The 23,705-nt window shown below is 72.6% G+C and carries 23 protein-coding genes; 14 read left to right on the forward strand and 9 right to left on the reverse strand.

The genetic code is table 11. From position 1 onward, the window contains the following. Window positions 1–24: 24 nt before the first annotated feature. On the reverse strand, window positions 25–948 hold the full coding sequence (locus QL985_RS08410) for a metallophosphoesterase (RefSeq protein ID WP_019310046.1): 924 nt from the start codon (window positions 946–948) through the stop codon (window positions 25–27). Further along, the gene (locus QL985_RS08415) at window positions 945–3,086 is read right to left on the reverse strand and encodes a transglycosylase domain-containing protein (protein WP_019310047.1); all 2,142 of its coding nucleotides are present in this window, start codon (window positions 3,084–3,086) and stop codon (window positions 945–947) included. The genes QL985_RS08410 and QL985_RS08415 overlap by 4 nt, the downstream gene beginning before the upstream one ends. A gap of 118 nt (window positions 3,087–3,204) precedes the next feature. Here QL985_RS08415 and QL985_RS08420 point away from each other — a divergent pair, with 118 nt between their 5' ends. Genes QL985_RS08420 through QL985_RS08430 form a run of 3 tightly spaced genes read left to right on the forward strand, consistent with a single transcriptional unit; the run spans window position 3,205 to window position 4,815 of the window. Next, window positions 3,205–3,399, forward strand: coding sequence for a DUF4177 domain-containing protein (locus QL985_RS08420; RefSeq protein ID WP_019310048.1), 195 nt, complete (start codon window positions 3,205–3,207; stop codon window positions 3,397–3,399). A gap of 19 nt (window positions 3,400–3,418) precedes the next feature. Then, on the forward strand, window positions 3,419–3,898 hold the full coding sequence (locus QL985_RS08425; protein WP_019310049.1) for a RidA family protein: 480 nt from the start codon (window positions 3,419–3,421) through the stop codon (window positions 3,896–3,898). A gap of 2 nt (window positions 3,899–3,900) precedes the next feature. Further along, complete coding sequence (locus QL985_RS08430) at window positions 3,901–4,815, forward strand: hypothetical protein (RefSeq protein ID WP_019310050.1); 915 nt, start codon at window positions 3,901–3,903, stop codon at window positions 4,813–4,815. A gap of 84 nt (window positions 4,816–4,899) precedes the next feature. On the opposite strand, the gene QL985_RS08435 is transcribed toward QL985_RS08430, so the two are convergent. After that, a complete protein-coding gene (locus QL985_RS08435) occupies window positions 4,900–5,577 on the reverse strand; it encodes a Crp/Fnr family transcriptional regulator (protein ID WP_019310051.1) in 678 nt (225 codons plus the stop codon). Window positions 5,578–5,831: 254 nt separating this feature from the next. Here QL985_RS08435 and QL985_RS08440 point away from each other — a divergent pair, with 254 nt between their 5' ends. Continuing rightward, complete coding sequence (locus tag QL985_RS08440; RefSeq protein WP_039100578.1) at window positions 5,832–7,016, forward strand: MarP family serine protease; 1,185 nt, start codon at window positions 5,832–5,834, stop codon at window positions 7,014–7,016. A 102-nt stretch (window positions 7,017–7,118) separates the two neighbouring features. Here the strand turns inward: QL985_RS08440 and aroQ are convergent, their stop codons facing one another. Both aroQ and acs read right to left on the reverse strand, forming a co-directional pair. Then, on the reverse strand, window positions 7,119–7,565 hold the full coding sequence (gene aroQ / locus QL985_RS08445) for a type II 3-dehydroquinate dehydratase (protein ID WP_029603198.1): 447 nt from the start codon (window positions 7,563–7,565) through the stop codon (window positions 7,119–7,121). 217 nt (window positions 7,566–7,782) lie between these two features. Next, entirely contained in the window at window positions 7,783–9,732 is a 1,950-nt protein-coding gene (acs, locus tag QL985_RS08450; RefSeq protein ID WP_019310054.1) for an acetate--CoA ligase, read from the reverse strand. Between the two features lie 183 nt (window positions 9,733–9,915). Here acs and nth point away from each other — a divergent pair, with 183 nt between their 5' ends. Both nth and QL985_RS08460 read left to right on the forward strand, forming a co-directional pair. Next, window positions 9,916–10,779, forward strand: a complete 864-nt coding sequence (nth, locus tag QL985_RS08455; protein WP_019310055.1) for an endonuclease III — start codon at window positions 9,916–9,918, stop codon at window positions 10,777–10,779. 11 nt (window positions 10,780–10,790) lie between these two features. Further along, window positions 10,791–11,573 (forward strand): CoA pyrophosphatase, encoded by a 783-nt coding sequence (locus QL985_RS08460; RefSeq protein WP_019310056.1) that lies wholly within the window; start codon window positions 10,791–10,793, stop codon window positions 11,571–11,573. A gap of 96 nt (window positions 11,574–11,669) precedes the next feature. On the opposite strand, the gene QL985_RS08465 is transcribed toward QL985_RS08460, so the two are convergent. Next, window positions 11,670–13,427, reverse strand: a complete 1,758-nt coding sequence (locus QL985_RS08465) for a bifunctional 3'-5' exonuclease/DNA polymerase (RefSeq protein WP_019310057.1) — start codon at window positions 13,425–13,427, stop codon at window positions 11,670–11,672. Window positions 13,428–13,613: 186 nt separating this feature from the next. Next, window positions 13,614–14,060, reverse strand: coding sequence for an HD domain-containing protein (locus QL985_RS08470; RefSeq protein WP_019310058.1), 447 nt, complete (start codon window positions 14,058–14,060; stop codon window positions 13,614–13,616). A 223-nt stretch (window positions 14,061–14,283) separates the two neighbouring features. Between QL985_RS08470 and QL985_RS08475 the strand changes: the two genes are divergently transcribed. After that, window positions 14,284–14,958: a peptidyl-tRNA hydrolase PTH2 gene (locus tag QL985_RS08475; protein WP_019310059.1), complete on the forward strand. Its 675-nt coding sequence runs from the start codon at window positions 14,284–14,286 to the stop codon at window positions 14,956–14,958. Window positions 14,959–14,991: 33 nt separating this feature from the next. Here the strand turns inward: QL985_RS08475 and QL985_RS08480 are convergent, their stop codons facing one another. Then, window positions 14,992–15,573, reverse strand: coding sequence for a hypothetical protein (locus tag QL985_RS08480; RefSeq protein ID WP_121241266.1), 582 nt, complete (start codon window positions 15,571–15,573; stop codon window positions 14,992–14,994). A gap of 171 nt (window positions 15,574–15,744) precedes the next feature. Between QL985_RS08480 and ssd the strand changes: the two genes are divergently transcribed. From ssd to QL985_RS08515, 7 genes are all read left to right on the forward strand, one after another. Then, complete coding sequence (gene ssd / locus QL985_RS08485) at window positions 15,745–17,001, forward strand: septum site-determining protein Ssd (RefSeq protein WP_259906495.1); 1,257 nt, start codon at window positions 15,745–15,747, stop codon at window positions 16,999–17,001. Beyond that, window positions 16,998–18,218, forward strand: a complete 1,221-nt coding sequence (locus QL985_RS08490; protein ID WP_224764892.1) for a TadA family conjugal transfer-associated ATPase — start codon at window positions 16,998–17,000, stop codon at window positions 18,216–18,218. The genes ssd and QL985_RS08490 overlap by 4 nt, the downstream gene beginning before the upstream one ends. Then, on the forward strand, window positions 18,215–18,985 hold the full coding sequence (locus QL985_RS08495; protein ID WP_290147725.1) for a type II secretion system F family protein: 771 nt from the start codon (window positions 18,215–18,217) through the stop codon (window positions 18,983–18,985). The genes QL985_RS08490 and QL985_RS08495 overlap by 4 nt, the downstream gene beginning before the upstream one ends. Then, complete coding sequence (locus tag QL985_RS08500) at window positions 18,982–19,587, forward strand: type II secretion system F family protein (protein WP_183085957.1); 606 nt, start codon at window positions 18,982–18,984, stop codon at window positions 19,585–19,587. Before QL985_RS08495 ends, QL985_RS08500 begins: the two co-directional genes overlap by 4 nt. Before the next feature lie 140 nt (window positions 19,588–19,727). Continuing rightward, on the forward strand, window positions 19,728–20,105 hold the full coding sequence (locus QL985_RS08505) for a DUF4244 domain-containing protein (RefSeq protein WP_121566564.1): 378 nt from the start codon (window positions 19,728–19,730) through the stop codon (window positions 20,103–20,105). Window positions 20,106–20,226: 121 nt separating this feature from the next. Continuing rightward, a complete protein-coding gene (locus QL985_RS08510; RefSeq protein ID WP_121566565.1) occupies window positions 20,227–20,724 on the forward strand; it encodes a TadE family type IV pilus minor pilin in 498 nt (165 codons plus the stop codon). Further along, window positions 20,711–21,079, forward strand: a complete 369-nt coding sequence (locus QL985_RS08515) for an Rv3654c family TadE-like protein (RefSeq protein ID WP_290147726.1) — start codon at window positions 20,711–20,713, stop codon at window positions 21,077–21,079. Before QL985_RS08510 ends, QL985_RS08515 begins: the two co-directional genes overlap by 14 nt. A gap of 195 nt (window positions 21,080–21,274) precedes the next feature. On the opposite strand, the gene QL985_RS08520 is transcribed toward QL985_RS08515, so the two are convergent. Next, a complete protein-coding gene (locus QL985_RS08520; RefSeq protein ID WP_290147727.1) occupies window positions 21,275–23,605 on the reverse strand; it encodes a DEAD/DEAH box helicase in 2,331 nt (776 codons plus the stop codon). Between the last annotated feature and the right edge of the window lie 100 nt (window positions 23,606–23,705).

Here is a 23,705-nt window from a genome sequence, read left to right on the forward strand (position 1 = left end):
CGGATCGGTGCCATGGGAAGTACCTCAGTCCGTGAGAGTGACCAGAACGGCTTGCGGCGGGCAGAAGAGCCGCACCGGGGCGAAGCGGGATTCCCCGAGTCCCTGGGAGATGTTCACGGGGACGCCCCGGTGCTCGATGAGCCCCTTGCAGATCGCCGGGTCCAGGTCGCAGTTGCTGACCAGCGCGCGACCCCCGGGCAGGCAGACCTGGCCGCCGTGGGTGTGTCCCGCGAAGACGATGTCCGCGCGGTCCGCGGCGAAGCGGTCCAGGGTCCGGAGGTACGGCGCGTGGGCCACCCCGATCCGCACGTCCGCGGGTGCCGGCTCGCCCTCGGGGAAACCGGGGTGGCGGTCGTAGTTCAGGTGGGGGTCGTCCACGCCGGAGAAGTCGAGGACCGCGCCGGCCACCTCCAGTCGCTGGGAGCGGTTGATGAGCCCCACCCAGCCGTGGGCGTCGAAGGCCCGGTGCATGTCCTCGGTGGGCAGCCGCGGCGCCTCGTCCTTCTTCTCGCTGGCCGTGGTGCGCCACAGGTAGCGCGCGGGGTTCTTGGGGCGCGGCGCGAAGTAGCAGTTGGACCCCGGGACGTACACGCCGGGGAAGCGGAACAGGGGCTCGAGGATCTCCAGCAGGTACGGCAGAGCCTTCATGTGGGAGAGGTTGTCCCCGGTGTCGACCACCAGGTCCGGCTCCAGTGCGGCCAGGGAGTGCACGAAGCGCTTCTTGGCCTCCTGCCCCGGAACGGTGTGCAGGTCAGAGATGTGCAGCACGCGCAGCGGCCGTGCGCCCCGCGGGAGGACGCGCACCGTCTCCTGCCGCAGCTGGAAGCGCCGACGCTCCACCAGGGAGGCCCAGGCCAGTGTGCCCGCTCCCGCGGCGAACAGGCCCGCCCCGGCCGCGGCGACGAATCGCGCGGCCGAGGCGGTGCCGGTCTCGGGTGTTGCGGTCACTTCGTGGTGGAGAGGACGCTGGCGGGCGGGTCCGAGAAGGGCGCCGTGCTGTAGCTGGGGGCCACGGCCTTCATGTAGTTCTGCCACTGGGCACCCGCGTAGGTGGCGCCGTCCACCCAGTCGGTGCCCGAGCCGCCGGTCTTGCCACCGATGTTCAGACCGTTGAGGGAGCGCGAGCCGTACTCGTAGTTGCCCACCCAGGACGCGGTGGACAGGCCCTTGGTGTAGCCGAGCATCCACGTCTGGGTGGAGTTGTCGGTGGTGCCCGTCTTGGCGGCGGACGCGTTCGGCAGCCCGATCCCGCGCTGGTACGCGGAGCCCTTCACGATCACCTGTTCCAGGACGTAGTTCACGCCCTGCGCCACTTCCTTCTTGATCACCTGCTCGCACTTGGTGGCCGGGACCTCGTAGTTCTTCCCGGTGCTGTCCGTGACCTTGGTGATGGCGCGCGGCTCGCACATCACGCCGTCGTTGGCGAACGCGGAGAACGCCCGGGCCATGGTCATGGGGGAGATGTCCGCAGAACCGCCCAGCAGGGAGGAGAGCACCGTGGTGTCCACGGGGTCCCCGGTCTTGCCGTCGTGGATGCCCAGGGCCTTGGTGATCTCACCGATCGCGCACAGGTCCAGGTCCGCGGCCATGGCGTACAGGGCGGAGTTGATGGAGTTGTAGATGCCGTAGTCCACGTCCATCACCTTGTTGTAGCCCGGTGTGGCGTTCTGGAAGGTCAGGCCCTCGCCGTTCGTCCCGGGCTCGATCTTGTACCCGTTGGGCAGGCACGAGGCCTTCCACTTGTAGTCCGCGGGGTAGTTCAGCTTCCGGGCGTCGATGCTGGCCTTGACGCCCTTGCCCGAGTTGATCCACTCGGCCAGGGTGAACGGCTTGAACGTGGAGCCCACCTGGAACCCGCCGGCGCCACCCATGGAACTGTCCACGTTGAAGTTGTACGTGGTGTTGGAGTCACCCTCCGCCGCGGAGTAGTTGGTGTTCTGCGCCATGGACACCACGTGGCCGTTGCTGGGCTCCAGGGAGACCAGGGCCGTGGAGACGTTGTCCGGGTTGTTGTCCTTGGGCTGGGTGGCGTTGACCTGCTCCTCCGCGGCCTTCTGGGCCTTGGGGTCCAGGGTGGTCTGGATGGTCAGTCCGCCGCGCTGCAGGGTGGCCAGTCGCTCGTCCGGGGTGGCCCCGTAGACGTCCGACTGCATGATCTCGTTCTCCACGTAGTCGCAGAAGTACGGTGCGGACTTCGCCGCGGAGCAGCCCGAGTTGGTGGGGTGCACGTCCAGGGTCATCGGCTCCTTGGCCGCCTTCTCACCCTCCGCCTGCGTGATGGCGCCGGTCTGCACCATGGTGTCCAGCACCACGTTGCGCCGCTGGGTGGAGGCCTCCGGGTTCACCTGGGGGTCGTAGTAGTTGGGGGACTGCACCATGCCGGCCAGGGTGGCGGACTGCGCAATGCTGAGCTTGGACGCGGGGATGCCCCAGTAGTACTGGGCGGCCGCCTCCACGCCGTAGTTGGAGCCGCCGAAGAGCACGATGTTCAGGTAGCCCTCGAGGATCTCGTCCTTGGACTTCTCCTGCTCCATGGACAGGGCGAGCTTGATCTCCTTGACCTTGTCCACCACGCCCTTGTCGGCGCCGATGGTGCTGGTCTCCTCGCCGTTGCGCACCTGCTGGTCGATGATGAGGTTGTTCACGTACTGCTGCGTGATGGTGGAGGCACCCTGCCGGGCGCTCGGGTTGACCAGGTTGTTGGCCATGGCACGGGCGATGCCCCACGGGTCCACGCCGCCGTGCTCGTAGAAGTCGCGGTCCTCGATGGAGATCAGCGCATCCACCATGTGCGGGGAGATCTCCTCCAGCGGCACGGGGTCACGGTTCTGGGCGAAGAACTTGGCCACCTCGGTGCCGTCCTTGGCCACCACGGTGGACGCCTGGGACACCGGGCCCGATTCCATCTCGGCGGGCAGGGACTTGAACCAGCCGATGGAGGCGTTGGCGGCCATTCCGGCGGCCGCGGCGGGGGGGATCAGGAGCCCGGCCACGACCACTCCGGCAACCACGGCAACCGCGATGAACGCGATGACGTTGCCCAGGACCGAGGTGGGCTCAGGGCCCGATGTGTTGCGTGATGCCATTGCGCCAGTCTACAAGCCGGGTCCGACCGCGGCGGTCCACCCGAGGTGCGGTTCGGCTGTGATGTCCCCGGCAGGCAGACCCGCGCGCGAGCACGTCCCGGCAAGTAGTGTGGTGGCCATGACCACTTGGGAATACGCAACCGTTCCGCTCATGATCCACGCCACCAAGCAGATCCTGGACAACTGGGGGGAGGACGGGTGGGAGCTCGTGACCGTGCTGCCCGGCACTCAGGCCGCGGACACGCCCGCGGGCAACATGACGGCGCCCGTGCAGACCAACCCGATCGCCTACTTCAAGCGTCCCAAGAACTGAGCGCGGGGAGGATCACACCATGAGTGAGGAAGTCGAAGCCAGGATCGCGCGGCTCGGACTCCAGCTGCCCGAGGTGGCCAAGCCCCTGGCGGCCTACGCCCCGGCCGTGGTGAGCGGCAACCACGTCTACACCGCGGGGCAGCTGCCCCTGGTGTCCGGTTCGCTGCCGGCCACCGGCGTGGTGAGCGACTCCGGCGCGGAGGGCACCGTGTCCCCCGAGCGCGCCGCGGAGCTCGCCGAGCGCTGCGCGCTCAACGCCATCGCGGCCGTGAAGTCGCAGATCGAGGACCTGGACCGGGTCCAGCGCATCGTGAAGGTCACGGGCTTCGTGGCCAGCGCCCCGGACTTCTACGGTCAGCCGGCCGTGGTGGACGGCGCCTCCACCCTGCTGGGCCGGGTCTTCGCCGGTGCCGGTGTGCACGCCCGCTCCGCCGTGGGTGTCAGCGTCCTGCCGCTGAACTCCCCGGTGGAGGTCGAGCTGATCGTCGAGTTCGCCTGAGCATGTCCGGGCACCGCGGCGGGGAGCGCATCTTCACCGTGCCCCCCGCCCACGCCAAGGCGGCCCGGGCGTGGCTGGACCGCGGGATCGGGCTCAACGGCTCCTCACCGCGGCACGGCGCGGCCACCGTCTTCGTGAGGGACGGAGACCGCGGGGTGGAGACCCTCATGCTGCACCGCCCCGGGCGGCAGGCCATGGGCACGCTGTCCTTCCCCGGCGGCATCACCGAGACCAGCGACGACGAACCCCTGGACTGGCGTGGGCCGTCCTCGGCGCAGTGGGCCCACAAGCTGCTCTCCGAGGACATCGGCCTGGCCCGGCGCAGCCTCGTGACGGCGGCACGCAAGACGTTCGTGGAGGCGGGAATCCTGTTCGCGGGCACACCCATGCACGGGGTGGCGGAGAACGTGGAGGGCGTGGACTGGATGCGCTCGCGCGAGCTGCTGGCCACGGAGGACATCTCGTTCGCGGACCTGCTGGCCAAGCGCAGCATGGCGTTCCACAGCGAGTGCCTGCGCCCCCTGTCCCACTGGGCCACCTCGGACTTCGTGCACCAGCGGCTGGACCTGCTGTTCTTCGCGGCCGCGGTGCCCGTGGGGCAGCGCCACTGCGCACTGGCCACCCAGCGCGGTCGGGCCTGGCTGGGATGGGTGGATGCCCGCGCACTGCTCGAGGACCCCTGGTCCACGGACGTGCCCGAGACGTTCCGGCAGCAGGCGGAGGACTCCGCGCGCAGCGACGACCCCTGGCACTTCGACCTGGAGGAGCTCACCACGCCGGGCGTGCGGTGCGCGGTGGAGGCCGTGGCCGAGGCGTCCTCCGCGGTGGCCTTCCTGGCGGCCCGGCGGGACATGCGCGTCAAGCGGCCGCGGCTGGACCTGCGGGACGGCGAACCCGTCCTCGTGCTCGACGGCTGAGACCCGTCCGCACACCGGGAACGGCGCAGAACGTGAGACGCCCGCGGCAGGTGCCGCGGGCGTCGTCGTGCTCCGGGGAACGGATCAGCGCGAGCGCTGCTTGAGGCGCTGCAGGTCCAGAATGACCACGGCGCGGGCTTCGAGACGGATCCAGCCGCGCTGGACGAACTCGGCCAGGGCCTTGTTCACGGTCTCGCGGGAGGCGCCGACCAGCTGGGCGAGCTCCTCCTGGGTGAGCTCGTGGGCCACCAGGATGCCGTCCGTGGCGGGGCGGCCGAAACGGTCCGCGAGGTCCAGCAGCGCCTTGGCCACGCGGCCGGGGACGTCCGAGAACACGAGGTCCGCGAGGTTCTCGTTGGTGCGGCGCAGCCGGCGGGCCAGCGCCTGGAGCAGCTGGGCGGAGACCTCGGGGGAGTGCTGGATGACCTTGCGCAGGTTCTCGTGCTTGAGCCCGGCCAGGCGGGTCTCGGAGACCGCGGTGGCGGACGTGGAACGGGGGCTGGGATCGAACAGCGCCATCTCGCCGAAGATCTCGCCCGGGCCCATCACGGCCACGAGGTTCTCGCGGCCGTCGCTCGCGGTGCGGCCGAGCTTGATCTTGCCGGAGACGATGAAGTAGAGCTGGTCGCCGGGATCGCCCTCGTGGAACAAGGTGGCGCCGCGGGAGAGATCCACCTCGGTGATCTCCTTGGTCAGAGCGGCGAACGCCTCGTCGTCCAGGGAAGCGAAAAGCGGAGCGCGGCGCAGGACGTCGGTATCCAAGGTAGATCTCCTCACGAAGAAGGGTGAGCCCGTGTGGGGGCCACGTGCTAGATGACGTTCCATCGTAACGAATTTCACACGGTCCGGGTCCAGCCCTCGGGTGGTGCTCAGAGTGAACGTTCAGGGAATTGTCGGGTTTCCGTCCCGGGCCCATTGCGCGGCGCCCGGATTCATGGTCTGCCCCGTCACCCACCGTATGCTCGACCCGACACGCACCAGCTCCCCGCGTGGCCCCCCCACCTTTGAGGACCTTCATGACCCTGGCCCTGAACCTTCTGGACGTGCTGCTGATCGTCGTGCTCCTGGCGTACCTGATGGCCGGATACCGCCGGGGGTTCTTCCGGTCACTTGCCGCCATCCTCGGGCTGGTCCTGGGCGCCGTGCTCGCGTTCTGGGCCGGCCCCGTGGTGGCCTCGTACGTGGACCCGCAGTGGCAGATCCCCGCCGTGCTGCTCACGGTGCTCGTGCTGCTCGCGCTCGGGGAGTACCTGGGCACCGTGCTGGGCCGGACGCTGTCGGGGCTGCTGGAGAAATCCGGCGTGGGGCTGCTGGACCGGCTCGGGGGCGCGGTGCTCAACGTGGCGGTGGCGGCGCTGGTCATCTCCCTGCTCGGTTCTCTGGTGGGCCAGTTCGGCCTGCCCGCGCTGTCCCAGCAGGTGGCGTCCTCGCAGGTGCTGCGGGGCATCGAGCGGCTCACGCCGGACGCGGTGCGCCACGCCATGACCCAGACCCGCAACGCCGTCAGCGGTGCGCAGGGCATCCGCCAGCTGGACGAGCTGCTCTTCCCCACGGAGGCGGCGCCGGATCCCCAGGACACCCCCGACTCCCAGGTGGTCGCGGATGCCGGGCAGTCCGTGGTGCAGGTCTACGGCACGGCCGCCCAGTGCGCGCAGAACCAGACGGGCTCCGGGTTCGTGGCTCAGTCCGGCACCGTGGTCACCAACGCGCACGTGGTGGCCGGGGTGGACCAGCCGGTGGTGGAGACGCGCGACGGTCGCGTCTACCCGGCCCAGACGGTGCAGTACGACGCCGCCTCGGACCTCGCCGTGCTGCGCGTCCCCGACCTGCCGGAGGCCCCGCTCCCCATGCACAGGGAGGTGAGCCCGGGGGAGACCGTGTCCTTCGCGGGGTACCCCCTGGGTGGCCCCTACACCCTGCGCCCGGCCACCATCCAGGGTGAGGCGGTGGCTCCCGTGCAGAACGTGACCACGGGCGAGACGCAGACGCGCAGCATCATCCAGATCGCCGGCAACGTGGAGCAGGGCAACTCGGGTGGTCCGCTGCTCGACGCCGACGGTCAGGTGGTGGGCGTCGTGTTCGCCAAGGCCGTGGAGGGCGAGGCCGGGTACGCCATTCCCGTGGACCGGGTCACCGAGATCCTCGCCTCGGCGGGTGACTCCACCGCTCCGGTGCCCACGGGTCAGTGCGTGGCGGGCTGAGTCCCTCCCCGGGGACGCGGGTCGATCGGGCGCAGTGAGCACGCCGCCGCCGGTGGAGCGGGCGCGCTGAGCACGCCGTGGCAGGGCGGGGCTGCGGTGCCCTCAGCCGATCCCGAGGTTGCGGGCCACCACGTCCACGGCCAGCTCGTACCCGAGCACCCCGGCCCCGGCGATCACCGCAGTGGCCTGCGGTGAGACGAACGAGGTGTGCCGGAACGCCTCCCGACGGTGCACGTTGGAGATGTGCACCTCCACGACCGGCATCTCGCACATCTCCAGCGCGTCGTGGACGGCCACGGAGTAGTGGGTCAGAGCGGCGGGGTTGATCACGATGCCGCAGGCCTCCGTGCGCGCCCGCTGGATCCAGTCCACGAGCTGGCCCTCCCAGTTGGACTGCTCGAACACGACCTCCAGGCCGTAGCTCTGCGCCCTGGCGCGCACGTTCGTCTCCACGTCCGCGAGCGTGGTGCTCCCGTAGATCTCGGGCTTTCGCGTCCCCAGTGTGTTCAGGTTGGGGCCGTTGAGGACGTGGATCGGCAGCTCGCTCATGCCCCCATTCAAGCGCATCGGCCCCGCACACCTCGCCACGGACGCACGACGCCGCGGTGCCTCTTCCGGGCAGATCGCGCGGGCCGTTCCTCTGGCGGGCGCCGCCCGGGCGTCCGGCGGTCTCCGCCGCGGGGCCCGCGCCATGGACGACGCCGCCGCAGTGCCTCCCGTGGGGAAGGCGCCGCGGCGGCGTCGTGAACGCGGTGGTGCCGGTGGGCTACTTGGTGCCCAGCGAGTCCACGATCTGCTGCATGACCGTCTGGTCCGCGAGCGTGGAGACGTCCCCCACGGGGCGGTCCTCGGCGACGTCCTTGAGCAGGCGGCGCATGATCTTGCCCGAGCGGGTCTTGGGCAGCTCGGGGACTATCAGCACCTTCTTGGGCTTGGCGATCGGGGAGATCTCCCGGCCCACGTGCGCGCGGATCTCCTCGGCGAGCTCGGCGGCGTCCCGGTTCTCGGCGGTGGCCTGGTCCGAGAGGATCACGAAGGCGAAGACCGCCTGGCCCGTGGTCTCGTCCTTGGCACCCACCACGGCGGCCTCGGCCACGGACGGGTGGGAGACCAGCGCGGACTCGATCTCGGGGGTGGACAGGCGGTGGCCGGAGACGTTCATGACGTCGTCCACGCGGCCCAGGATCCACACGTCCCCGTCCGCGTCCCGCTTGGCGCCGTCACCGGCGAAGTACTTGTCCCCGAACTGACCCCAGTAGGTGTTCACGAAGCGCTCGTCGTCGCCCCAGATGGTGCGCAGCATGGACGGCCACGGCTTGCGGACCACCAGGAAGCCGTCCGTCTCGTTGGGGAGCGAGGTGCCGGCGTCGTCCACCACGTCCACGGCGATGCCCGGCAGCGGCACCTGCGCGGAGCCCGGCTTGGCGTGGGTGACGCCGGGCAGCGGGGAGATCATCATGGCGCCGGTCTCGGTCTGCCACCAGGTGTCCACGATGGGGCAGCGCCCGCCGCCGATCACACGGTGGAACCAGGTCCACGCCTCGGGGTTGATGGCCTCGCCCACGGTGCCCAGCAGGCGCAGGGAGCTGAGGTCCCACTCGCCGGGGATGTCCTCGCCCCACTTCATCATGGTGCGGATGGCGGTGGGGGACGTGTAGAGGATGCTCACGCCGTACTTCTGCACGATCTCCCAGAAGCGGCCGCGGTGCGGGGAGTCCGGGGTGCCCTCGTAGATCACCTGGGTGGCGCCGTTCACGAGCGGCGCGTAGGTGATGTAGGTGTGGCCGGTGACCCACCCGACGTCCGCGGTGCACCAGTAGACGTCCGTCTCCGGCTTGAGGTCGAACACGTTCTTGTGGGTGAACGCCGCCTGGGTGAGGTAGCCGCCGGTGGTGTGCAGGATGCCCTTGGGCTTGCCGGTGGTGCCGGAGGTGTAGAGGATGAACAGCGGGTCCTCGGCGTTCTGCTCCGAGGGCGTGTGCTCGGGGGAGGCGTTCTCGGTGACCTCGTGCCACCACACGTCACGGCCGTCCCGGAACGCGACGTCCTCGCCGTTGCGCTTGACCACCACCACGTGCTGGACGGAGCTCCCGCCCTTCTCCAGGGCGGCGTCCACGGCGGGCTTGAGCGTGGTGGGCTTGCCGCGGCGGTAGGAGCCGTCCGCGGTGACCACGAGCTTGGCCTCGCCGTCCTCGATGCGCGAGCGCAGGGCGTCCGCGGAGAAGCCGCCGAAGACCACCGAGTGGATCGCGCCGATGCGCGCGCACGCGAGCATGGTGATCACGGCCTCCGCGATCATGGGCAGGTACACGGCCACGCGGTCGCCCTTGCCCACGCCGAGCGCCTCGAACGCGTTCGCGGCCCTGGAGACCTCGTCCTTGAGCTGCGCGTACGTGTAGGACGCGCTGTCCCCGGGCTCGCCCTCGAAGTACAGGGCCACGCGGTCACCGTTGCCGGCCTCCACGTGGCGGTCCACGGCGTTGTACGCGGCGTTGAGGGTGCCGTCCTGGAACCACTTGGCGAACGGCGGGTTGGACCAGTCCAGCACCTCGGTGAACGGGGTGGACCACGTGAGCAGCTCACGGGCCTGGTCCGCCCAGAACTCCTCGCCCTGCTCCTCGGCCCGCGTGTACAGCTCCGCGGTGGCGTTGGCCTGGGCGGCGAACTCCTCGCTCGGGGCGAAGGTCTTCGGCTGGGCTGCGGGATCCGGGGTCATGGTGCTCCTTCACTGGGGCCGGTGCGCGCCGCTCGCGCGGACGCGTGGTGCAGTTCACATTCTCCCGCTCAGCCTAGTGGAACCGCGCGGGCCCGCTCCATCATGCGCGGGCGCATGTCGAGCGCGTTCCGTGCTGTTCGGGCGGGTTTGACCCCCGTCACGGGGCACAGCATGATCGAGGGCATGGAGACCCCCGCCGCAGCCGAGCACGTGCGTTTCGTCCCGGCGCGGCAGGCGGAGCAGGCGGCCGCGCGGCGTCGTCGTGCCGGGAGTGAGACGGCCCTGTCCAGGACGCGGCGCGCACGGCGCATCCAGCGGATCCTCGCGCAGACGTACCCCTACGCCGTGGCGGAGCTGGACTACGACGACGCCTGGCAGCTGCTCGTGGCCACAGTCCTGTCCGCGCAGACCACCGACATCCGGGTCAACGCGGTCACGCCGGGGCTCCTTGCCGCGTACCCCGGCCCGCGCGAGCTGGCCGAGGCCCCCGCCGAGGACGTCCAGGAGATGGTGCGCTCCCTCGGTTTCTACCGCTCCAAGGCACGCTCGATCCAGGCCCTGGCCGCGCGCATCGTGGACGAGTACGACGGCGCCGTGCCCGGCACGCTCGAGCAGCTCGTGACCCTGCCCGGCGTGGGGCGCAAGACGGCGAACGTGGTGCTCGGCAACGCGTTCAGGGTGCCCGGGATCACCGTGGACACCCACTTCGGACGGCTCGCGCGCAGGCTGGGATGGAGCACCCAGGACGATCCGGTCAAGGTCGAGGCGGACGTGGCCGCGCTGTTCCCGCCCGCGCTGTGGACGGAGCTGTCCCACGAGCTGATCTACCACGGGCGGCGGATCTGCCACTCCCGTCGGCCCGCGTGCGGGGTGTGTCCCGTGGCGGACCTGTGCCCCTCCTACGGCGAGGGCCCCACGGACCCGGAGGCGGCACGAACGCTGCTCGGCTACGAATTGAAACCCGGCCGCGAGGACCTGCTGGCCGGGTTCATGGCAGGGCGCACCCGGCGGCAGCTGCGCGCCGAGGGACACACGCTCAGCGCGTGAGAGGACGGACGATGACCACTTCCCAGGCTCAGCCGGGCAGCCCGCGCGAGCAGCTCGTGGAGCTCGCGCGCCACGGCGACTCCGTGGTCATGCACGACCGCGAGCCGTGGCGGATCGGGCAGCTGGACGAGAACTTCAGGCACTCGGCGGTGCTCATCCTGTTCGGTGCGCTGGACAGTGTGCCCTCCGCCTATGCCGAGCACGCGGAGGGCCCCGGGCGGGACCTGGACGTGCTGCTGGTGCAGCGCGCCTCCACGCTGCGGGCGCATCCCGGCCAGGTGGCCTTCCCTGGCGGGCGCCTCGACCCACCCGACGGCGAGCCGGGAACCACCCTGGAGACCCCCGGAGGAACCGTGAGCGCCCCGCACGTGCGCGCGGCGCTGCGCGAGGCCCAGGAAGAGACCGGTGTGGACCCGGCCGGCGTGGAGGTGCTCGGGGCACTGCACGAGGTGCCGCTGCCCGTGAGCAACCACCTGGTGACCCCCGTGATCGGGTGGTGGCGCAGCCAGTCGCCCGTGGACGTGGTGGACCACGCCGAGTCCTCCCTGGTGTTCCGCGTGCCGGTGCTGGACCTCATCAACCCCGCCCACCGCTACTACGCGACCGTGACCCGGGGGAACCAGACCTACAAGTCCCCGGCGTTCGACGTCTCCGTGGCCGGGGTCCCCGAGACCGTGACCGTGTGGGGCTTCACGGGCGTGGTGCTGGACCGCGTGCTCGAGTGGCTCGGGTGGTCCGTGGACTGGGACCGCTCGGTGAAGCGGCCGGCGCCGGGGATGGGGCCGAGGAAGTAGGGCCGGGCCGGGCGGAGTGAGTTCGTCACGTGGGGTGACCCGGTTGCGGAGGCCGCGTCTGGGTGGCCTCTCCGTCGGGTCGGTGAGGCAGCGCCTCTACTTCGCGTCCGCGTAGGACGTCACCACGGTCGTGGCCACCGGTACCTCCACCGGCACCGTGCCGAACACCGTACGCACCGCCTGCTCCGCGGCATGCTCCACGATCTGCTGGACCCGGTCCGCGTGCTGCTCGGCGCAGTGCACCATGACCTCGTCGTGGAGGAAGAACACGAGTTCCGCGTCCACGTCCGCGCTGTGCAGGCCCTGACGGATGTGGCCGAGCCACGCGAGCGCCCACTCCGCCGCCGAGCCCTGGACCACGAAGTTGCGGGAGAACCGGCCGTGGCTGCGGGATGCCTGCGCGGCGCGGCGCTCGCCGGCCTGCGTGTCCGTGGCGCGCTGCACCTCGAACCACTCCGGGCCCGGCGCGGGGGACCAGCGGCCCAGGTAGGTGCACACCTGCTGGCCGAGCTCGCCCACGCGCGCGGCATGCTCCACGTAGCCCACGGCCCGCGGGAACATGCGGGTCAGCTGCGGCATGAACCGCCCGCCCGCCCCGGACGTCGCGCCGTACATGGCCCCCAGCAGCGCGAGCTTCGCGTGGGAGCGCTCGGTGAGCTCGGAACCGCGGGCCTGGCCCTGCTCCGCGATGGCGGTGTAGAGGTCGCGGCCGCGCGAGGCCTCGGCCAGGGCGTCGTCGCGAGCGAGGATGGCGAGCACGCGGGGCTCCAGCTGAGCGGCGTCCGCGACGACGAGCGCGTGCCCGGGGTCCGCGCGCACCGCGTCCCGGATGTACTTGGGGATCTGCAGGGCACCCCCGCCGCGCGCCGCCCACCGGCCGGTGACGACGCCGCCCACCACGTACTCGGGGTGGAAGCGGCCCTCGTGGACCCAGGTGTCCAGCCAGTGCCACCCGGTGGCGGAGAAGACGCGGGAGAGCTTCTTGTACTCGAGCACCGGGGCCACGGTGGCCACGCGCTGCTCCTGCGGCTGACCGTTGACGAGCGTCCAGTCCTGGAGCTTGAACGCGCGGGTGGTGTCCACGTCCACCCCGGCGTTGCGCAGGGCCTTGAGCAGCTCCACGGGCGAGTCCGGGTTCAGGGTGGGCGCGGCCAGTGCGGTGCGGACCTCCTGTGCGAGCTCCTGCATCCGGGCGGGGCGCTCCTCACCCGCCGGACGCGGGCCGAGCATGTCCTCCAGGATCTGCTGGTGCACCGTGGGGCTCCACGGGATGCCCCGGTGGCGCATGTCCGCGGCCACGAGCGCCCCCTGGGACTCGAGGCTCAGCAGCCGTTCGAGACGCTGCGGGTTCCGGGCCGTGGTACATGCGCTGGTCTGGGCCGCGAGTTCGGCGATCAGCTCCGTGACGCCCGGTCCGTGCTCCTCGGCCACGGCGAACAGCGATCCCTGGTTGCTCGCCGGCGCCAGTGGCCGGGGCCCGGGAACGTGCCGCGGGTCTGCCGGTTCGAGGACGGGACGGTAGGTGAGGGGGCGGGGTTCCCCGGCGTCGTCGGGCGCGCCCGAGCCCGGGGCGGTGGAGGCCGTGGCCAGGATGGTGGCGCACAGCCCCAGGTCCCGGCACCGCGTGACCCACACCCCCGCGGCGCACAGCAGCGCGGCGGGCACGGAGGTGTCCTGCCAGGTCCACACCGGGGGCTGGACGCCTGCGCGGGCGGCCGCCTCCTCCTGCTGGGCGACGACGCCGGGCAGCTCCGCGTCCGAGACCGTGAGCTCCTGCCCCGCGCGCTCGCCGTTGGCGGAGACCACCTGCAGGACCCAGGTCCCGGGCTCGGAGGCGGCCACCACAATGTGCATGGGGTTCATTATGGGCCGGGGTTCCGACAGCGGCGGCCCGCTGCGCCGAGCTTCCGCCCCGCCGGGTCTCTGCGGGGGGCAGGTGTTTATGCGTTCGGCGGCGAACGGGGGGAGGAACAGGCGGACCCGCCACGGTTCGCCGGAGGACTCACCCGGCGGCGAGCACCTCACCCGGCGGCGAGCACCTCACCCGGCCGCAAGCACCTCCCGGGCGTGGGCGTACTTGCGGGCCAGGCGGGCACGGGTGTCCTCGTCCAGGAGGGCCGTGCGGGCGGGGTCCGTGTTGTCGTCCAGGTCTGCCTGCTTCACGGCGCGCGCCAGGGGGTGGGCAGCCACCCGCCGGTAGTAGTCGTCGCCGTCCTCACCTGGCCGCCGGGTCATGGCGTCCACTCCGGCGACGACATTCGCTGGGAAGTCCTCGCGGAGGTCGTCGAGGGTCACCCCGGTGTCCTCCACGACGTCGTGCAGCCACGCCACCACCTGGGCTGCCTCCTGCTGGTCCGCGGCCGCGTACTGGCGCACCCGCTCAGCGACGCGGCGCGGGTGGTCGATGTAGTCCGCGCCGGTCTTGTCCGTCTGGCCCCGGTGCGCCCGGGTGGCGATGTCCCTGGCGCGGTCCGTGAGAGTGCTCATGGCTCCTCCTGCATGCCGGGCGGGCGCGGTGAGTGCTGCGTCGTGGCCGGGGAACCGCCCACGCGTTCTTTCTGCCAGCACGTCCCGTCCCGCTGATGCCTCCAGGTCTACCGGATGGCCAGGACACGCATAAGCGACCGCGGCCGCTCCTGAACCCGGGACGCGCAGGCCAGGGGGAGCGGGCGGCGTCGTGCTCCGCGGGGCCGGTGGAAGACTGGTCGGCATGACGAGCGAGGCGAACGAGGAGCAGGACGTGCCGTGGGCCATGCAGCTGGTCGTGCACCGGGACAAGGCCCATCCGGCACGCGAGGTGGACGTGGCGGAGGCGGCCGCGAGCGCCGTCGTCACCCTGCTGGCCGACGAGCGCAGCGCCCCCGGCGGGCCCTGGCACGAGGCCGTGCGGACCTGGCGGGACGTGCAGATCCGCAAGCTCGTGCGCCGCGCGGACGGCAAGCGCTGGGAGGACGTCCAGTCCCTGCCCGGCGTCACGGTGGTTCGCACCGGCTTGGACGACGACGCCGCGGCCGCCGTGCGCGCGTTCGTCCCGGCCCCGGTGCGCCCCCTGCCGAGAGAACTGCACAAGCTGCAGGTGTCCGGAACGCAGTTCCCGGCGGGAGGCGCGTCACGGACCGAGGACGCCGTGGTGACCGTGGAGGTGGCGCCGGGGCTGGGGATTTCCAGCGGCAAGCTCGCGGCCCAGTGTGGTCACGCCGCGCAGCTCGCGTGGGAGGACATGCCCGCCGACGTGCGGGAACGTTGGCGGGCGGATGACTACCGCGTGAGGGTGGTGTTCCCCTCGGAGCGGGAGTGGACCGGGACGCGACGGCCGGTGACGGTCACGGATTCCGGGCTGACCGAGCTGGACGGACCCACGGACACCACGCGGGCGTGGTGGTGAGGGGAGCCCTTGTGACCGTGTGAGGCGACCCCCTCACACGGTGGGTGACGCCCCGGCGGTGTGGGACGGGGCCTGTGGCTGGAGGGATTCCTGGTGCAGGTCACTCAGAAACTCGCGAAGGAGCCGTTCGCTGCGTCCCCAGTCCGAGACCACGAACGGGACCACCGGGCGGCACGTGGCCTCCACCTCGGAGCCTCCGTCGGAGGACGGGCGGATGGCGAAGCGCAGGCGCTCGCCCCACGTCCGGAACGAGGGCCCCGTTGTTGCCGTGCCGCCGTGAGCCGCGAGTGTCCGCAGCCCCAGCTCTTCATTGCGCTGGCACACCCGCTCCACCAGTCCCGGCACGTCCTCGGCAGGGACATCCAGATGGGCCCGGCCCTGGCAGCGGGCGCCGTGGACCGTGAGTTCCCACCCCTCGCCCCGGCGAACGCCGGGGCGCCAGGCCACCACACTGAAGATGGCCGCGGACACGCCCGCCACCACGGCCGCGGCCACGACGAACGGGGCGAACTCGCCGCTCGCCCAGCGGAAGAGAAGCACCACGAGCCCCACGTAGACGAACCAGAGGGCGAGGGCGCCGACGACTGACGAACGGGTGACGGGCTTGATGTCCATCGCCTCATGGTCGCCGTCCGAGCCAGCGGAGGCAATGGACCATCGGCCAGAGTTCTCGGCGCGCGGCGGGGCCACTGCACAGCCCGTCCCGCCCTGACCGGCAGTTGGCGACGCTCCCCAATCCGGCGGCGGCCCGGTCGGTGGGTGTGGCGGGAACGCCACCGTGGGGGCATGACCACCGCACACATGACCGCCCCGGGCGCTCCCACCGCAGACAGTCCGCGCCGAGCTCGTCGCGCCGCCGGCGCGGCTCCGGAGGCCGTCGGACCGCCCCGGGGAGCCGCCGGATCGACGTCGGTGGACCGGTTCACCGGGGACGAGCGAGTGGGCCACGGGCCCGCCTCGTGGGACGGGCCCATCGCGCCCCGCCAGTGGGGGCGCACCCGGTCGGCCCCTGCCCCGTCACGGCAGGATCGCGGGCGCGGCGTCCGCCTGCTCACCAGCTGCCCGGACCTCGCGGAGGCCGTGGAGGCGGTGTGCATCGGCGCCGCGGTACCTCTCACGGTCGAGGGCGGGGAGACGGGGGTGCGAGCGTCGTCGGACGTGGTGCTCGTGGACGCCTGCTGGGAGGGGGAGGCCGTGCCACCGGGAGTGGTGGTCGTGGCGCTCGCCGAGCACGGCGACGCGTGGGACGTCGCGGCACGGCGCGGGGCGTCCGCCGTGGTGGTGCTGCCGCAGGCCGCCGCGTGGCTGGCCGAACTGATCTCCCGCTCCGTGGACGCGGAGGTGCCGCGGGCGCTCGGGCGGGTGTACGGCGTCGTCGGGGCCACCGGAGGGGTCGGCGCGTCCACCGTGGCGAGCTGGCTCGCGGGGCACTTCGCCGCGCAGGGCCACGGGACCGCCCTGGTGGACGGGGATCCGCTGGGTGCGGGACTGGACCTCGTGCTCGGTGAGGAGGGCACGGACGGGCTGCGCTGGCCCGAGCTGAACCAGTTCTCCGGCGCCGTGGCCGCGGACCAGCTGTGGGCCGCCATGCCGCGTGTGGAGTCGCTGCGCTACCTCTCGTGGGACCGCCGCGCCACGCACGCGGAGACGGTGCCCGCGGCCACGGTCGTCGCGGCACTGCGCGGGGCCGCGGCGGTGCAGGTCGTGGACCTCTCCCGCGCGGACCTCGAACGCCAGGCCCGCTGGTGCGACGCCGTGCTGGTGCTGACCCCGCGCACGGTGCGCGGTGTGCTTGCGGCCGAGCACACCGTGGCCCGCTGCGGTGCGGTGCCCGCGCTCACCGCGCTCACGGGCATCAACGTCGCGGACCTCGAACCGCGCGTCCTAGCCGACGCCACCGGGGTGCCGTGCGCCGCCACGATCGCCTTCGATGCGCGCGTGCCCCAGCACCTGGACGACGGCACCGTGCTGCGCCGCGGCCGGACCGCCAAGCACGCCAAGACGGTTGCGGCGCTCGCCCGGGCCCTGGAGGAGCTGTCGTGACCGCGGTGTCCAGCCGCACGAGCCACGACCGTGCCAGGGCCGCCGACGCCGCCGGGAGCGCCACCGAGCTCGACGACGCGTTCGTGGAGCAGGTGCGTGAACGGCTGCTCGCCGAGGGCGGCGCCATCACGGACACCCGGATCGCCACCGCCGTGCGGGAGACCGGGCGGGTGCTCGGCGCCGTGGGCTCGGTTCGCGCGGCCCAACACGTCAAGGCGCAGCTGACCGGCCTGGGCCCGCTCGAACCCCTGCTGCCCGCCTCCGGGCTGAGCGATCTCTACGTCAACGGCCACGAGAACGTGTTCGTGGAGACCCTGGAGGGGATCCGGCGAGTGACCTCCCCGTTCACGGGCGAGGCGCAGCTGCGGGCGCTCGCCGTGCGGCTCGTGACGGCCGCCGGGCGGCGGCTGGACGACGGCCACCCCTGCGTGGACGTGCAGACCTCAGCCGGCCTGCGCGTGCATGCCGTGATCCCGCCCGTGTCCACCGGCGGAACGCTGCTGTCCATCCGGTTCCGGGCGCTGCAGCGGCTGTCCCTGGCGGATCTCGTGGCCTCCGGCACGGTGCACCCCTTCGTCGCGGACGTGCTCACCGACGCCATGGCGGCCGGGGCGAACCTCATGATCAGCGGAGCCACCGGCTCCGGGAAGACCACGGTGCTCTCCGCGTTGCTGTCCCAGTGCCCGTCCGAGCAGCGGATCGTGCTGGTGGAGGACGCCGCCGAGCTGAACCCGGAGCACCCGCACGTGGTGGGTCTGCAGGCCCGCCAGGAGAACGTGGAGGGCGCCGGGTCCGTGGACCTCTCCGAGCTCGTGCGCCAGGCCCTGCGGATGCGCCCGGACTGGCTCGTGGTGGGCGAGTGCCGCGGTGCGGAGGTGCGGGACCTGCTGACGGCGCTGAACACCGGGCACCGCGGAGCGGGCACGGTCCACTCGAACTCGGCCCGGTCGGTGCCCGCGCGGCTCGCCGCGCTCGGATCCCTGGCGGGGCTCAGCCGCGAGGCCGTGGACCTGCAGGCGGCCAGTGCCCTGGACCTCGTGGCCCACGTGGACCGCACACCCGCCGGTCGACGATTGACCGAGGTGTGCGTCCTGGCACTGGGAGACGGTGTGCTGCGCACCCTGCCCGCGCTGACCACCACGGACGGCCACCCGGTGCAGGGCCCCGGGTGGCCCCGACTGGCGCAGCTGCTGGCCCGCGGACGGGAGCTGTCGTGACGGCCGCCGTGCTCGCGGGTGGCCTGGTGCTCGCCGCCCTGCTCCTCGGCACAGGTACTGCCACACCCGCCGGCCGGCTGAGGTCGGCAGGTGTTCTGTCCCCGCCGCGCGCGGGCGCGACGCCGCGCTCGCGGCTGCCGGCGAGGTGGCGGCGCCGGGACCGTGCCACCGAGGCCATGCGCTGGGTCACCACGGTGCGCCGCCTGGCCGCGCTGCTGCACGCCGGGCGGGCGCCGTCCACGGTCTTCGCGGAGATCGCTCCCGGCGCCACCGCAGCCGATCCCACATCCCGGTGGATCACCCGGGTGTGCCAGGAGGTGCACGCCGCGGCTCTCGTGGGCATTCCGGTCTCGACGACGCTCGGTCAGTTCGCCCGCAGGCCCGCCCCCGTGGGGGACCGCATGCTCGGCGCCACGGCGCGCTCGGTGTGCGCCCAGCTCTCGGCGTGCTGGGAGATCTCGGAGCGCTCCGGCTCCTCACTCGCCCAAACACTCTCCGGGGTCGCGGAGTCCCTCGAATCGCAGCTGGACGCCCAAGCCGCCCGCGAGAGCGCCCTGGCCGGGCCCCGCGTCACCGTGCGCACCCTGTCTTGGCTGCCCGTCCTGGCCCTGGGGCTCGGAGTGCTCATGGGCACGGATCCCGTGACCACCCTGCTCACCACCGTGTGGGGCCGGATCGCGCTCGCCGCCGGGGCCGGGCTGAGCATCGCGGGCCGCCTGTGGACGCGCAGCCTCCTGCATCGCGCCGAGGCGGTGAACGGATCATGATGGCCGCCGCCCTTGCGGGCCTGCTCGCCGCCGCAGCCCTGCTGCTGTGGATGTCACCGGGCGCGTTCGGTGTCCGCTCACGCGGGCCGGGCCGACGACGCCGCGCGGCCGGCGGTTCCGCCCCGCGCCGTGCTCGTCCGGGGCCGGGGGACCACTCGTTTCCCGCTCTGCCCGCCGCCGCTCTCGTCGAGCTCACGGCGTGCCAGCTGGATGCGGGGCTGCCCCTCGCCGAGGCAGTGGGGGTCCTGGCGGACAGCAGCGCGGGACGCCCGTACCCGGCACTGTCCCGGGCGGCCGCCGCCCTGCGGCTCGGTCTCTCGTGGGAGACGGCGTGGCCGCACGAGAAGACGCTGCCCCAGGAGATCCAGGACTACCGCGACGCCCTCGAGTTCACGGCCACCTCGGCCACGGCTTCCGCCTCCGTGCTGCGCGGGCAGGCGGAGCTGGTGCGCCGCGCCGAGTACCGCCGGGCGGAGCGCGCCGCCGAAGCCCTCGCGGTGAAGCTCGTGCTTCCCCTCGGCCTGTGCTTCCTGCCCGCGTTCATGTGCTGGGGCGTGGTGCCCGTGCTCATGGGCCTGCTGCCCAGGGCGTTCGGCTCATGACCGCCCGGCACATCCACCTGGTTTCTCGGGCGCGGGGACCGCCCGCTCGCGTGTGTGCGCGGCCCATTGCGCGCGCCCACCACACCCCTTTTCGCATCCTGCATCGCACACCACCGTTCCACCCACCGAAGGAGACCCACATGTCCACGCTCACCTGCGCTTCCGCCACTCCCGCCACCTCGACCCCCGAGCACGACGACGCCGCCCACCTCGCGGACGTGCCGCCGCGGGCCGTGCCGGTCACCGAGCCGACGTCCGGGCCAGACACCGAGGCCCCTGCCGAGGTCACGGACCCGTCGCAGCACCCGGTCGAGGACGCGGGGGACGACACGAACCCCGACGTCTCCGATCTCGCCTGCCTGGACCAGGACGACCCCGACCTCGGGGCGTCCACCGCGGAGTACGCGGTCATCGTGCTGGCCGCCGCCGCGTTCGGCGGGGTCATGGCCGCGGTGCTCTCCTCGGACTCCGTGTCCGGGATGCTGCTCGGGATCATCCAGAAGGCCCTGGCCATCTGAGATGCCGCCGACGCCACAGAGCGCGGGGTGCTCGTCGCAACGGGCGGACGCCCCGCGCTCCGGTGGGTCGGTGCAACGGAGACCGGGCTGCCGAATCACCCACCACCCGTCAGGAGGAACCATGATCGACCGGAGCAGAGCTCGTCCAGACCACACCGACCCGGACCGGGGTGCGGTGACCGTGGAGACCGCCGTCATCATGCCCGCCCTGGTGCTGCTGCTCGCGGTCCTGCTCGCCGCGGCCGCCGCCGGGATGACCACCGTCCGCTACGAGGAGGCGGCCCGGGCGTCCGCCCGTGCTGCCGCGCGGGGCGAGAACACTGCGGTGGTGGAGCGCACCGCGCGGGAGATCGCGGGTGAGTCCGCGAGCGTCGTCGTCGGGGCCGCTGCCGGCCGCGTGACGGTGGCCGTGAGCGGACCCGCCCCCGGAATCCTGGGGCAGTGGAGCAGCTGGAGGCTCGACGCGGACGCGAGTGCCGCGGTGGAGAGCACCGCGGGCGCGCCGTCGGATGACGGGGCGGGCGGAGCCGGGGAGCGCGGGCAGGAGAGCGGCGAGAACGGACCCGGTGGCAACGAGCCCGCCACAGACCAGGACGGAGCCGGTGATGGGGGACCGTGACGAGGGTTCCGGGACGGTGCACGGGCTCGTCCTCGCGGCGGTGCTGTGCACGCTGCTGGTCGCGCTGCTTCTCGTGGCGCAGGCGGGGATCGCCACCCACCGGGCCGCCAAGGCCGCGGACCTGGCGGCGCTCGCGGCCGCGGACGTCGCCCGCGGACTCAGCCCTGGCATCCCGTGCGAGACCGCCCAGGCGGTGGCCCGGGAGAACGGTGCGGACGCCGTCGAGTGCGCGGTGGTGGCCCCGGAGAACACCACGGTGGACGTCACCGCGACCATCGCCCTGCCGCCGCCCCTGAGCCCGCTCGGCCCGGCGCGCGGGGTGTCCCGCGCAGGGCCGCCGCCGGGGGAGCCGTGATGGTCACGACCCGGGGGAGGCCCCCGGTAACGCCGAGGTCAGGTGGGAACGGAGGGTGCCGGCCGGTGTCCTCGGAAGAAAGTCACCACCGTCTGACGTCCGCCCTGGCCCGCCCTCGCTCTCGCGGTGGTCGCGACCGGCGCCCCGGACGCCAAGGTCACCTGCACGGCCCGCCCTCGCCCGCGCGGAGGCCGCTCAGGGGGCGAAGCGCAGCACCCCGTTGAGCAACTTCAGCGCCCCGGCCTTGTCGAGCGGGTTGTTGCGGTTGCCGCACTTGGGGGACTGCACGCAGGACGGGCAGCCGGACTCGCACTCGCACTGGGCGATCGCGTCCCGGGTGGCGGTGACCCACGTGCGGAACATCTCGTAGCCGCGTTCGGCGAAGCCCGCGCCGCCGGGGTGGCCGTCGTGCACGAAGATCGTGGGCAGCTCGGTGTCCACGTGCAGCGCGGTGGACAGCCCGCCCACGTCCCACCGGTCGCACGAGGCCAGCAGCGGCAGCAGCCCGATCATGGCGTGCTCCGCGGCGTGCAGGGCTCCGGGGATGTCCGGCTCCTCGATGCCCATGGCGGCCAGCTGAGGCCCGGACACGGTGAACCACGTGGCCACCGTGGACAGCTGCCGCGGTGGCAGCTCCAGGGGCTCCTCGCCGGCCACCTCGTTGGAGGCCACGAGCTTGCGCTGGTAGCTGACCACCTGCGTGGTCACGTCCACGGCGCCCCGGTGAACGGTCACGGGACCCCACTGCATGGAGTCCGCCACCGAGTCCACCCGCACCTCGGTCACGTCCCGCGCCACCGTGTAGAAATCCGGGAACGCCCGCCGCACGGCCGCCACGTGCAGCTCCTCGTCCAGCTCGTCCACCAGGTAGGTCCTGCCCTGGTGCACGTACACCGCCCCCGGGTGGGCCTGGTAGTGGGACTGCGGGGCGCCCATGGTGCCCAGCACGGTACCGGTGTCCGAGTCGATGATCTGCACCGGTCCGCCGTCCCCGGAACGGATCGAGACCATGCCCGCGGGCTGCTCGGAGCGGGTCCAGAACCACCCGGACGGGCGGCGTCGCAGGTGGCCCGCCGCGGTGAGGGAGTCCACCACGTTGCGGGCCGTGGGGCCGAAGCGTTCCAGCTCCTCGGGGCGCAGCGGCAGCTCGGCCGCCGCCGCGCACAGGTGCGGTGCCAGCACGTAGGGGTTGGACGCTTCGAACACCGTGGCCTCCACGGGGACGTCGAAGATCGCCTCCGGGTGGTTCACCAGGTACCCGTCCAGCGGGTCGTCCCCTGCGATCAGCGCCGCGAGCGCCTGCTGCCCGGCCCGCCCGGCCCTGCCGATCTGCTGCAGGAACGAAGCCCGGGTGCCCGGCCAGCCGGCCACGAGCACGGCGTCGAGACCCGCGATGTCGATCCCCAGTTCCAGGGCGGAGGTGCTGGCCACCCCGAGCAGCCGACCGTCCCGCAGCTGCTGCTCCAGCTCCCGCCGCTCCTCGGGGAGGAAGCCGGAGCGGTACGCCGCCACCCGGTGGCCGAGGGAGGGGTCAACCTCTTCCAGCTGCCGGTGGGCGGCCTGCGCGATCGTCTCCGCGCCGCGCCGGGAGCGGATGAACGCGATGGTGCGCACCTGGCGCAGCACCAGGTCTGTGAGCATGTCCGAGGCCTCGGCGGTGACCGTGCGGCGTCGTGGAGCGCCGTTGTCCGAGCCACCGGGGGACTGCTCCGGCTCCCACAGCACCACCGTGCGGGAGCCGTGGGGAGAGGTGTCCTCGGTGACCGCCGTGACGTCCTCGGGAGGGCAGCCGATGAGCTTGGCGAAGGACTCCTGCGGGGACGCACTCGTCGCAGACGCCCCGATGAACCGGGGGGACGCTCCGTAGTGCGCGGCGATCCGCGCGAGCCGGCGCAGCACCACCGCCACGTGGGAGCCGAAGACACCGCGATAGGAGTGAGCCTCGTCGATGATCACGTAGCGCAGCCGCCGCAGGAACCGGGACCACCCGGCGTGGTTCGGCAGGACTCCGTGGTGGAGCATGTCCGGGTTGCACAGGATCACGTCTGCGTGCTCGCGGATCCAGCGGCGCTCTCCGGGATCGGTGTCCCCGTCGTACGTGGCGGCCCGGACGTCGTCGAACCCCAGGGAGCGCAAGGACGTGAGCTGGTCCGCGGCGAGCGCCTTGGTGGGGGAGAGGTAGAGCGCGGTGGCCTCGTCCGGGTGGTGGAGCATCCCGGGACGCTCGGCCACGGCCAGGCGGCCGCGGTGCACGGCGTCCACCACGAGGGACTGGTAGACCAGGGACTTGCCGGAGGCGGTGCCGGTGGCCACGATCGCGTGCCGCGGGGCGGTCAGCGCGGCCACCTGGTGGGCGTAGGGCTCGTGGATGCCCAGCCGCTCGTAGGCGGCCACCACGTCCGGGTGCAGCCAGTCCGGCCACGGGGCGTGGACCGGGGCGCGCTCGGGAATCTCCCGGACGTGGCGCACCTGCTCGGGGCGCGGTCCGCGGCCGAGCAGGTCCACCATCTCCTGGGAGGTCGTCATCCCGTCATTGTCGCCCACCCGGTGGGGGAGCACGAACGGACTGCCCGGCTCCCGGGGACGGCAGGCGGCCCGCACCGCCGCCCCGCACCGCCATCGCTTC

Origin of the sequence: Kocuria sp. APC 4018 (genome assembly GCF_030407675.1) — a bacterium.
GTDB lineage: Bacteria > Actinomycetota > Actinomycetes > Actinomycetales > Micrococcaceae > Kocuria > Kocuria rhizophila.